We start from the raw sequence: 9,338 nt of genomic DNA, 5'->3' as shown, positions 1-9,338 counted from the left end.
CTCAAGGGGGCCTTCACGGACTCGCTCGGTCACACGATCGAGGCACGAGGCAGGTCTCGCCGCGTCCCGCGGGTATCCCCCGGGAAACGGAGGAGGCAACGATGCCCGACAACGAACTTCCGGGTTTCCTGATCATCGGCCTGATCTTCGTCGTCGCGGACGGCCAGATCCTGTACCGCGGCGCCCGCCGCTTCCTGACCGCGCCGGACGCCCGGGAGGGCAGCGGGTCGGTGGCCTGGATGGTGGTGACGGTCTTTCATCTGGCGGCGATCGGGATGCTCGCGCTGCTGGCGGTCGTGGCCCCGGACTGGTCCGGTTCGACGGCCGCGTTCGTCGGCAGGCTGGGCGTGTTCCTGCTGCTCATGGCGGTGGCCCACGTGCTCACGCTGTCCGTGCTCGCCCATCGGCGCGAGGACGACGTGGCGGTCGGGGCCCGGCGGCGGAAGCGTGCGGACGACCGCGCCGACCCCGAGCCGGAGCCGACGGTCACCCCGGTGCCCGGTCAGGAGGGCCGGAACCCGCGGGTGAGCCCGGATCTCGGGGACCAGGGTCCGTATCGGGCCTGAGCCCGAGCGCGAGGTGGAGCTGGCGCGCCCACCAGCGCACCTGCGCGGACGAGTCGTCGGCCGCGGTGAGCCCGGCGCTGCGCCGGAAATCGCTCCCGTACAGGGGCTCCGTGGCCATCGCCTGGTGCAGGGCGGCGACGGCGAGCCGCGTGTCGTCGAGTGAGCCGCCGGGTGGCCGGAGCCGGTGGAGGGCGTCGACGACCGGGTCGAGCATCCCGCTGCCCGGGTCGTGCCAGCCCGCCGCGTGCAGTGCCACCGCCAGCTCGCCGTAGCCGTCCCGGTACAGCGTGTGGAGGGCCTCGACGAGTCCGAGCAGGTCCGCCTCGTGGTCCAGCCAGCCGGTGAGGAGCGCCTGAAGCGCGTCCCGGAGACGGCGGCCCCCGTGCCGGAGGAGTTCGGCGAGCAGTTTCTCGCGGTTGCCGAAGTGATGGGCGACGCCGGCGTCGGTCATACCGACCCGTGCGGCCACGGCGCGCATCTGGACGGCGGCGACGCCGGACTCGCCGAGCAGGGAGGCCGCGGCGTCGAGGATCAGCCGCCGGGCCTCTTCGGGCGCCCGTCGGGCTCGGGAGTTCGTCACGACCGGATCGTACCTTGATGGGCCAAGGTAGATGCGTTACCTTGACAGTTCAAGGTAAGGGGGATGCCGTGAGTACCGAAATCGGTCTTGACCTGGGCGAAGTCATCCTGCGGGGCACGGTGACCGGCGCCGGCCCGACGGTGCTGCTGCTCCACGCGGGCGGAGAACGCCGTGCGGTCTGGGTGCCGGTCGCCGCGGCGCTGGCCGGGCACGGCTTCCGGTCGGTGGCCTTCGACCTGCGCGGACACGGGGACAGCTCCGGCCGGGCGACCACGCTCGGCGCGCTGGCCGACGACGTGGCCGGGATGATCGCGAGCCAGCCCGCGCCCGTCGTCCTGGTGGGCGCGTCGGTCGGCGGCCTGGCCGCCATCGCGGCGCTCGCGGATCCCGCGGTCGCGGCACGCGCGTCCGGGCTCGTGCTCGTCGACGTCGTACCCGACCTCGAGCCGGGCAGGGTGCGCTCGTGGCTCGATTTCCATGGGCTCGGCGGCCGGTACACGCGCCTGGTGGACGACGTCCTCGGCTCGGGGCCCGCCCTGCTCGCCACGGCCGGGGCCCTGGACCTGCCCGTCCTGGTGGTGCACGGCGGACAGGGGTCGCCGCTGCGCGACGCCGATGTGGGCCGTCTGCGCGCGGCCAACCGCCGGGTCGCCGTCGTCCGGGTTCCGGCGGCGGGTCATCTCGTGGCGAGGGAGGCTCCGGAACACCTCGCGGACCTCGTGTCCGGATGGCTTTGTGGCATCGGTCACGGGGCGGTTTCGACGCCGGGGACGGGCGGGCAAGATCTGCGGTAGAGCTGTGCGCCGCAGGTGGGCGACAACGACATGCACTCGGCGCTACCAGTTGGTAACTTATTGTCGGGGCATCGAAAACCCCATAAGAAGCGGCAACAACGCGCTGCCTACAATGTCGGGCATGACCTACAGCGAACCAGCGCGATCAGCTGCCCCCCGCACCGGATCGCCGGCGTCCGCCTCCTCCTCGGCCGTCTTGGCGAGGGGAATCACGATTTATGGTTGCGGATCGGACGAGGCCGCCTTGTTCCGGGAGATGGCTCCTCGTTTCGGCGTAATGCCGACCATTGTGGACGAGCCGGTGTCCGAGGCCAATATCGGGCTGGTCTCCGGAAATCGATGCATCAGTATCGGCCACAAGACCAAGGTCACGAATTCCATTCTTCTCGCCCTCGCCGAAGCGGGCGTCGAATACATCTCCACCCGGAGCATCGGCTTCAACCACATCGATGTGGAATACGCGGCGAGCGTCGGTATCACCGTGGGCAATGTCGCCTACTCGCCCGACAGCGTTGCCGATTTCACGCTGATGCTGATGCTGATGGCGGTGCGCGACGCCAAGTCCATCATCCGCCGCACCGAGGTGCACGACTACCGGCTGAACGAGGTGCGCGGGAAAGAGCTGCGCGATCTGACCGTCGGAGTGGTCGGAACAGGGCGGATCGGGGTCGCGGTGCTGGACCGGCTGCGTGGTTTCGGCTGCCGGGTGCTGGCCTACGACACGCTGCTGACCGCCTCGGCCGATTACGTTCCGCTCGACGAATTGCTCCAGCAGAGCGACATCGTGACGCTCCACGTGCCGCTCAACAAAGATACCTATCATCTTCTCGACCGGAAGAACATCGAGCGGATGAAGGACGGCGCGTACATCATCAACACCGGACGTGGCCCGCTCATCGAAACCGAAGCCCTCATTTCGGCGCTGGAAGACGGAAAACTGGGCGGAGCGGCATTGGACGTCGTCGAAGGAGAGGAAGGCATCTTCTACGCCGACTGCCGGAACAAGCCGCTCGAGAGCGAAACGTTGCTGCGGCTGGAAAAGCTGCCGAACGTGCTCATCAGTCCGCATACCGCCTATTACACGGACCACGCACTGAGTGACACTGTTGAAAACTCCATCATCAATTGTCTCCAATTCGAAAGCGGGAAGTAGTATGGGTAGGCTGAAAATCGGAATTCTGTTCGGCGGGCTTTCCGAAGAACATCCTATCTCCATCAAATCTGCGCGTGAGGTCCAGAAGAACCTCGACCTCGAGAAGTACGAGCCGTACTACATCGGGATCACCCAGAGCGGTTCCTGGATGCTGTGCGACGGCCCCGCCGAGGACTGGGAGAACGGGAACGTCCGCCCGGCCGTCCTGTCGCCGGACCGCGGTGTGCACGGCCTGCTCGTCCTGGACGAGGGCAAGTACGAGACGATCGCCCTCGACGTGGTGCTGCCGGTGCTGCACGGCAAGTTCGGCGAAGACGGCGCGATGCAGGGCCTGCTGGAGATCTCCGGCGTCCCCTACGTCGGCTGCGACCTCCCGAGCTCGGTCATGTGCATCGACAAGTCGCTCACCTACTCCGTCGTCCGCGGCGCCGGGATCGCGACGCCGACCTTCCACATCGTCACGCCGGACAACGACGTCGACCCGGACGCGCTGAACTACCCGGTCTTCGTGAAGCCCGCCCGCTCCGGCTCGTCGTTCGGCGTCAGCAAGGTCTCCGCGAAGGAAGAGCTGCCCGCCGCGCTGGCGGAGGCGCGCCAGTACGACGCGAAGATCCTGATCGAAGAGGCCGTCATCGGCAGCGAGATCGGCTGCTCGATCCTCGGCGACGGCGAGGACCTGTTCGCGGGCGAGGTCGACCGGGTCGCGCTGACCCACGGCTTCTTCAAGATCCACCAGGAGAAGAGCCCCGAGACCGGCTCCGAGAACTCGAGCTTCATCGTCCCCGCCGACATCCCGGACGCCTCGCGCGACCTGGTCCAGGAGACGGCCAAGGTCATCTACCGCGCGCTGGGCTGCAGCGGGCTCGCGCGGGTGGACCTGTTCCTCAAGGAGGACGGCAGTGTCGTGCTCAACGAGGTCAACACCCTGCCCGGCCTGACCTCGTACAGCCGCTACCCGCGGATGATGAACGCCGCCGGCCTCTCGCTCGGCGACGTGATCGACCGCCTGGTGAAGCTGACGCTGGCGGGCGTGACGAATGAGGGATGATTTCGTCTTCGTCGACGAGGTCGTCTCCGGAATCCGCTGGGACGCCAAGTACGCCACGTGGGACAACTTCACCGGCAAGCCGGTGGACGGCTACCTGGTGAACCGCGTCGTCGGCACACGTGCGTTCTGCGCGGCACTGGAAAAGGCGCGGGACAAGGCCGCGGAGCTCGGTTTCGGTCTGCTCCTTTGGGACGTGTACCGCCCGCAGCGCGCGGTCGACCGCTTCATGCGCTGGGCGGAAGAGCCCGAGGACGGCCGGAAGAAGGCCAGGCACTACCCGAACATCGAGCGGCCCCAGATGTTCGAACAGGGCTACGTGGCCACCAAGTCCGGGCACAGCCGGGGCAGCACGGTGGACTTGACGCTCTACCGCCTGGACACCGGTGAGCTCGCCGACATGGGCGGCGACCACGACCTGATGGACGTCGTCTCGCACCACGGTGCCGACGGTGTGCCGGACGAGGCCGCGAAGAACCGCGCGCACCTGTGCGCGATCATGGAGGGCTCGGGCTTCAAGTCGTACGAGTGCGAGTGGTGGCACTACAACCTGAAGGACGAGCCCTACCCGGACACCTATTTCGATTTCCCCATCGAGTAGGAGAGTCGGCAGGCAAGCGAGGATGCCGCGGGTGCCGTGAAGGCGCCCGCGGCATTTTCATGCCCTCCGCGGCAGGCGGGCGGCGTGGTGAACGACTGTCCAAGTGCGCTGCTGGACGCGCCGCCCGCGGTTTCGGCCGGACCTCGTCCCATCCGGCTGACAAACATGGGATGACCGGGTGAATACCGGTCCCTGGTGCGGGAAATATGCAATCCCGGCCATTCCGGGAAAGGCCGGGTTTGGTTTCCCCTTTCTGTGCCGTGAATGGCCGTTCGATGTACTTCGGGCGGCACGGATGAGCATGTCTTTCGTCCTTTGGCTGAACGGCGGGGAACCGCCGAGTTCACTTGGACGGCCGGCCGGTCGCTCACGTGGGTGACTTTCGCCGTGCCTTTCGCCGGGCCCGCGGCGCGGGCATCGTTCCTTTGTTGCGCCAACGATGGCAGGCCTCGCTTTGCTCCAGGCCCGGTGTCGCCGCAAGGTTCGGCCGTTCGTGTGAACAGATGCCGGGGAGCGGGACAGGAATCGATACTCCCGAGATCATCTCGGGAGGAGAACAAGGTCGTATGAATGGCCTAACAAGACATGCGAACAGCCTAACGGCGTCCGCCGGGACAAACGTGCCCGCGGCCGCGATACTTATGTTCGACATCCGTGTCAATGCCGGATGTGAAAATCCGGATATTGATCTTGCGGCGCGTCTTGTCTGCGGAAATCACACTGTTTGTCAATTGCCGACATGGATTGTTCATGCCATGCTGCGATGGTGCGAACCCACTGGGGCTGACCTGGTTCGCGCCTACTGGGGACTGATGGGGGGTGCGTCGGTGACTCGCGACCAAGAGGCATTCACGGATTCCAACCGGTGAACAGCCGGGTAGGTATGGAGCACAAGGAACGAGCACATCCGGTCTCGCATCGCGGCGGGTACCGGCTTCATCGGGCCGCACCGAAGCCCGGCTCGACGGCCCGACCCGTCGAGTGAACGTCTCACCTGATCGCCGTCGGGGCGATGGGAGGCTGCCCTTTCAGCTTCGGTGTTCGTCGGAAAACGCGCCACCGGTCATCTGGGAGACCGTGGGGACGGACCGCGAGAACGCGGATCTGTCCGGTGGCGCCAGAGGGATCCTCACCGTCGAGGACACCCCGCCCTGCTGCCGAAGACGGCGCCGGACGGGTTCATGGTGTCCAACCACCGAAGCCGAGCAGTTGGACGGTGGGTTCCTTGCCGTATCGCAAACGTCGATCAAACAAAAGATTCAATGGGGGCCTGGTGGATCCGACGAGAGTTGACCTCTCCGCTCTCCCTGTCGTCGATATCGAGTTGTCCCGGCTGTCCACCGCATGTTCGCCACGAACCTCTGGCGAGGATCCGGAACACGTCGAGACACTGCTGTCCGCGGAGTGGGAGCTTCCGCCCATTCTCGTGCACCGTCCGACGATGCAGGTGGTCGATGGCCTGCACCGGCTGAGGGCGGCACGAGTGAGAGGCGATACGAAAATCCGGGCGAGGTTCATCGACGGCGCCGAATCCGACGCCTTCGTCCTCGCCGTGGAAGCGAATATCCGGCACGGTCTGCCGCTTTCCCTCGCGGACCGCAAACGGGCGGCGGTCCAGATCATCGGGACACATCCGCAGTGGTCGGACCGGCGGGTGGCGTCGGCGACCGGTATCTCCGCGGGAACCGTGGCCGATCTGCGGCGGCGCGGCGGCGAAAGCGGAGGCGAGGCGAGGGTCGGGCGTGACGGGCGAGTCCGTCCCGTCGACGGTTCGGAGCGGCGGAAACTCGCCGCCGAGCTCATTCGCAACGATCCGGGCCTTTCGCTTCGGCAGGTCGCCAAGCAGGTCGGTATCTCTCCGGAGACCGTCCGGGACGTGCGGGCCCGGTTGGAGCGCGGGGAGAGCCCGACCCCGGACGGGAGCAGGAAGCTGCGGGCCAAACCGCATCCCTTGCGGTGGACGGAACCCGAGTTCGACAGCACCGTGGACCGGGAACGGCTCGCCGTGCTGGAGCGCCTCAAGGCCGATCCCGCGTTGCGGCTGAGCGAGGTGGGCAGGCTCCTGCTGAGGATGCTGTCCATGCACTCGATCGACGGCCAGGAATGGGAAAGGATCCTGCACGGGGTCCCGCCGCATCTGTACGGCGTGATAGCCGGCTTCGCGAAGGACCACGCCCGGGTCTGGTCGGAGTTCGCGGGCCGGTTGGAACACCAGGCGACCGACCTCGCCGCGAGATGAGTTCCGTGAAGGCCTCCTCGAGGATCCGAGTCCGTCGAGGAGGCCTTCATGCTGCACCACTTCAAGGAGGCAGAGGTGACCGTTCGAACCGCACTTGTCGTCGGCACGGGACTGATCGGCACCTCGGTCGCGCTGGCCCTTCGCGAGAAGGGCACGGCGATCCGGCTCTCCGACGTCGACGCGGACGCCCTCCGGCTGGCGGAGGAACTCGGCGCCGGCCGGGAATGGACCGGCGCGACCGTGGATCTGGCGGTGCTCGCCGTGCCGCCGCATCTGGTCGGTGACCGGCTGGCGTGGCTCCAGAAGGAAGGCGCCGCGCGGGCGTACACCGACGTGGCCAGTGTCAAGGCCGGGCCGATCGCCGACGCGGAGCGGCTCGGCTGTGATCTGACCTCTTTCGTGCCGGGGCATCCGCTCGCCGGCCGGGAACGGTCCGGCCCGGCGGCGGCTCAAGCCGATCTGTTCCTCGGTCGCCCGTGGGCGCTTTGCCCTCGTCCGGAAACGGATCCGGGCGCGCTGGGGCTGGTCCGTGAGCTGGTGTCGCTGTGCGGGGCGGAGGTCGTGACCGTGCCCGCGGACGACCACGACGCGGCGGTGGCGCTGGTGTCGCACGCTCCGCACGTGGCGGCGTCGGCGGTCGCGGCGGCACTGACGGGTGGCGACGACGTCGCGCTGAGCCTCGCCGGGCAGGGCCTGCGGGACGTGACCCGGATCGCCGCCGGGGATCCCGGGCTGTGGCGGCGGATCCTCGCCGGGAACGCGGTTCCGGTGGCCGCGGTACTGGACCGGATCGCGGCGGAGCTCGCCGGGGCGGCGTCCGCGCTGCGGGCCGGAGAGCACGCCGGCGTCACCGATCTCTTGCGCCGTGGGGTGGAAGGACACGCCCGGATCCCCGGGAAGCACGGCACCGGCAGGCATGCCGAAGCCCGCCGGGGCCACGGACGGCACGTCTCCCACTGACCCGGCGGGGGCGACCGTCGCTTGTGGACAATGCGGAGCATGTCCGCCCCAAGTGTTCGCTTCGCCCCTCTCGTGGACATCGACACGATTCAGCACGATTGAGCTCGCCGACCTGTTGTGTGAGAGGGGTGCCCGCATGGACGCAGTGCTGAACTACGGGGGGGTGCGGAAGAGCGATGACGATCCCGATCCTTGGGAGACCAAGGTCAATCCCGGGACGGTGCGCCGGGTGCTCTCCTACTTCCGTCCGCATATCGGCATGGTGGCGTTTTTCGTCCTCGTCGCGGCACTGGAGTCGCTCGTCGTCGTCGCGACCCCCTTGCTGCTGAGGGAACTCGTCGACGACGGCATCGTCGGGAACGATCCGGGCACCGTGCTCCTGATGTCCTGCCTGGCCGCCGTGCTGGCGGTCGCGGGCGCGGCGCTGGCACTGGTGTCGGCCTGGATCTCCGGGCGGATCGGGGAAGGGGTCAGCTACGACCTCCGGGTGGAGGCGCTCGACCACGTCCGGCGGCTGCCGATCGCGTTCTTCACCCGGACGCAGACCGGGGTACTGGTCGGCAGGCTGCACACCGACCTGATCATGGCGCAGCAACATTTCGGCGGCCTGCTGATCGCGGCGACCAGCGCGCTCACCGTCTTCGTCGTACTGGCCGAACTGATCTACCTGTCGTGGCTCGTCGCCGTCGTCGTCCTGGTGCTGGTGCCGCTCTTCCTCTTTCCCTGGATCCGGGTGGGACGCGCGATCCAACGGCGTGCCGGACGGCTGATGGAGGCCAACGACGGCCTCGGGGGAACGCTCCACGAGCGCTTCAACGTCCAGGGCGCGATGCTCTCCAAGCTTTTCGGCCGTCCGGACGACGAGATGGCCGAGTACCGGGAGCGGGCCGGGCGGATCCGCCGGATCGGCGTGAGCCTTTCCGTCTACGGCCGGATGGCGTTCGTGATGATGGCGCTGGTGGCCTCACTCGCCACGGCGCTCGTCTACGGGATCGGTGGTGAGCTCGTGCTCGCCGGGGCCTTCCAGCTCGGGACGCTGGTCGCCATCGCGACCCTGCTCTCGCGGCTGTTCGGGCCGATCACCCAGCTGTCGGGGATGCAGGAGACCGCGCAGACCGTCGTGGTGAGCTTCTCCCGGATCTTCGAGCTCCTCGATCTGAAACCGCTGATCGAGGAACGCGAAGACGCGGTCGCGCTCGAAAAGGGCGTGGCGCCGGACATCGAGTTCCGGAACGTGGCGTTCCGGTACCCCACCGCGGACGAGGTCTCGCTGGCGTCGCTGGAGCATCTGCGCGCCGACCGGGAACGCGGGGAAGTGCCGCCGGACGTCCTGCGCGACGTGAGCTTCCACGTGCCCGCCGGCACCCTCACCGCGCTCGTCGGCCCGTCCGGCGCGGGGA

Annotated in this window: 9 protein-coding genes; 8 read left to right on the top strand and 1 reads right to left on the bottom strand. The window is 68.0% G+C overall.

All coding sequences use genetic code 11. The features are described 5' to 3' along the window. Positions 1 to 101: 101 nt before the first annotated feature. A complete protein-coding gene (locus tag AVR91_RS27620; protein ID WP_063276434.1) occupies positions 102 to 566 on the top strand; it encodes a hypothetical protein in 465 nt (154 codons plus the stop codon). On the opposite strand, the gene AVR91_RS27615 is transcribed toward AVR91_RS27620, so the two are convergent. Then, positions 487 to 1,146, bottom strand: a complete 660-nt coding sequence (locus tag AVR91_RS27615; RefSeq protein ID WP_083737765.1) for a TetR/AcrR family transcriptional regulator — start codon at positions 1,144 to 1,146, stop codon at positions 487 to 489. The genes AVR91_RS27620 and AVR91_RS27615 overlap by 80 nt on opposite strands. Positions 1,147 to 1,214: 68 nt before the next feature. Here AVR91_RS27615 and AVR91_RS27610 point away from each other — a divergent pair, with 68 nt between their 5' ends. The 7 genes from AVR91_RS27610 to AVR91_RS27580 form a co-directional block, all read left to right on the top strand. Continuing rightward, positions 1,215 to 1,940, top strand: a complete 726-nt coding sequence (locus AVR91_RS27610; RefSeq protein ID WP_063823206.1) for an alpha/beta fold hydrolase — start codon at positions 1,215 to 1,217, stop codon at positions 1,938 to 1,940. Positions 1,941 to 2,061: 121 nt separating this feature from the next. Beyond that, positions 2,062 to 3,093, top strand: coding sequence for a VanH-AOV family D-lactate dehydrogenase (vanH, locus tag AVR91_RS27605; protein ID WP_076153603.1), 1,032 nt, complete (start codon positions 2,062 to 2,064; stop codon positions 3,091 to 3,093). A gap of 1 nt (position 3,094) precedes the next feature. Continuing rightward, positions 3,095 to 4,141 carry a D-alanine--(R)-lactate ligase VanA-Ao2 gene (gene vanA-Ao2 / locus AVR91_RS27600; RefSeq protein ID WP_063276436.1) on the top strand — a complete coding sequence of 349 codons (1,047 nt, stop codon included), beginning with the start codon at positions 3,095 to 3,097 and terminating at the stop codon, positions 4,139 to 4,141. After that, positions 4,131 to 4,739, top strand: coding sequence for a D-Ala-D-Ala dipeptidase VanX (gene vanX, locus AVR91_RS27595; RefSeq protein WP_063276437.1), 609 nt, complete (start codon positions 4,131 to 4,133; stop codon positions 4,737 to 4,739). The genes vanA-Ao2 and vanX overlap by 11 nt, the downstream gene beginning before the upstream one ends. A 1,441-nt stretch (positions 4,740 to 6,180) precedes the next feature. Further along, a complete protein-coding gene (locus AVR91_RS27590; protein WP_063276441.1) occupies positions 6,181 to 6,978 on the top strand; it encodes a ParB/RepB/Spo0J family partition protein in 798 nt (265 codons plus the stop codon). A 75-nt stretch (positions 6,979 to 7,053) separates the two neighbouring features. Next, positions 7,054 to 7,938, top strand: a complete 885-nt coding sequence (locus AVR91_RS27585) for a prephenate dehydrogenase (RefSeq protein ID WP_063276442.1) — start codon at positions 7,054 to 7,056, stop codon at positions 7,936 to 7,938. A gap of 136 nt (positions 7,939 to 8,074) precedes the next feature. Further along, the coding region (locus tag AVR91_RS27580; protein ID WP_267284136.1) for an ABC transporter transmembrane domain-containing protein at positions 8,075 to 9,338 on the top strand (1,264 nt) is incomplete at its 3' end.

The organism is Amycolatopsis keratiniphila subsp. keratiniphila (genome assembly GCF_001620365.2).
GTDB classification, from domain to species: Bacteria; Actinomycetota; Actinomycetes; order Mycobacteriales; family Pseudonocardiaceae; genus Amycolatopsis; species Amycolatopsis keratiniphila.
Note: the sequence above shows the minus strand (reverse complement) of the source record. Positions and strands in the feature narration are given on the sequence as shown.

What these genes read in the sequence shown, in the direction of transcription:
- AVR91_RS27620 (WP_063276434.1), top strand. Translation starts at nt 102, where the DNA reads ATGCCCGACAACGAACTTCCGGGTTTCCTGATCATCGGCCTGATCTTC.
- vanH (WP_076153603.1), top strand. Translation starts at nt 2,062, where the DNA reads ATGACCTACAGCGAACCAGCGCGATCAGCTGCCCCCCGCACCGGATCG.
- vanA-Ao2 (WP_063276436.1), top strand. Translation starts at nt 3,095, where the DNA reads ATGGGTAGGCTGAAAATCGGAATTCTGTTCGGCGGGCTTTCCGAAGAA.
- vanX (WP_063276437.1), top strand. Translation starts at nt 4,131, where the DNA reads ATGAGGGATGATTTCGTCTTCGTCGACGAGGTCGTCTCCGGAATCCGC.
- AVR91_RS27590 (WP_063276441.1), top strand. Translation starts at nt 6,181, where the DNA reads ATGCAGGTGGTCGATGGCCTGCACCGGCTGAGGGCGGCACGAGTGAGA.